1 protein-coding gene is annotated in these 1,384 nt (G+C 39.2%); it reads right to left on the bottom strand.

What is annotated here, in order from left to right:
- Positions 1 to 102: 102 nt before the first annotated feature.
- Positions 103 to 1,384 (bottom strand): dicarboxylate/amino acid:cation symporter (locus L4D78_RS28230; RefSeq protein WP_428469991.1); only part of this gene is annotated, 1,282 nt, incomplete at its 5' end.

The following is a 1,384-nucleotide window of genomic DNA, read 5'->3' on the forward strand; positions in this document are numbered from 1 at the left end:
ATTACACACTTGATTATTTATAATTGATTTTGGTAACAAAAAAGCCACCTGGAATACCAGATGGCTTTGATTAAGGTAAATAATTTTAGGTATATATAAAAACTATACTTCTAGGTATTCTGCTGTTTTTTTATCGTTATAGACATCACGATCTAATTCGCCAATTTTATCTGCAACTAGCATAGCTATCATCACATCAACAACGTTATTAAGTAGTGTTCTGAACATACCTGCGAACCAGTCAATACCAATTAGGATTGCAACACTTTCAAGTGGTAAACCCATAGAAGTTGCTAGGAATGTATATACGATGATCATGCCACCAGGAACAACGATAGTACCCATACACATCATGACTGATAGCAATATTGCCATCCCCATTTGGAAAGGTTCAAGTACAATACCTGTTGATTGGCTCATAAAGAAAATGGCTAAGACATAACACATTACCGCGCCATTCGCATTCATTGTCATCGTAATTGGACCAGCGAAATCAGACACTTTACGGCTAACACCAAACTTAGTGACAGAATCTTCCATTTTTGTTGGTAGGCAGATTGCTGATGACGTAGTTGTCATAGACATAATCGCTAACTTTGCAAATTTCGACGGCATTTTAAATGGGTTGATTTTAAGTAACGTTGCTGTCGCAAATCCATAAACAAACAAAAGGATAAGGCTACCAATAGCAAGCGCACCTAAGAACTTAAGCATAGGTACAATGACAGCGAACCCAACGGCACCCGATACGTTAGCAAGCAGACAGAAGATACCGATTGGTGCTAAATTCATCACCATTTTAATGATGTTCATGATAACGCCATTAATGCCGACCACAAACTCACTGATCATCGTTTTGCCTGTTGCACGAGTATATGATCCCATTGCTAAGCCAAAAATAATGGCGAAAACAATACATGGAATCATTGCACCGCTGGCCATTGAACCAACAATATTCGTAGAAAAGAAGCCTAAAAGTGTCTCTGTAATGGAAGCTTCAGGTGCCGCCAAAGCTGCCGCTTCAGCTCCCCCAGCAATGGTAATACCTATACCAGGCTGAATAACCAGTGCAAGTCCAAGTCCGACAAAGGCGGATATTGTTGTTAATCCAATAATCCATTTAAATGTATGCAGGCTCATTTTACCTGCGCCTTTGTTGTCCACGTTTCCAATTGCAGCAGTTACTGCTGTCATTACCAACAAAACGACAGACATTTGGATTAAACGAATGAAGATGTCGCCAATAAATTTTAAATTCGCTGCCCAAGGTCCAACCAATGCCCCAAATACAATACCGCCAACGGTTGCAATGAGAATTTGTGTTGTCAATGACATTTTTTCTTTAGGTTTATTTGCCGCTATACTTATAGACATAATACAGATC

The organism is Photobacterium minamisatsumaniensis (assembly GCF_050336695.1).
Lineage (GTDB): Bacteria > Pseudomonadota > Gammaproteobacteria > Enterobacterales > Vibrionaceae > Photobacterium > Photobacterium minamisatsumaniensis.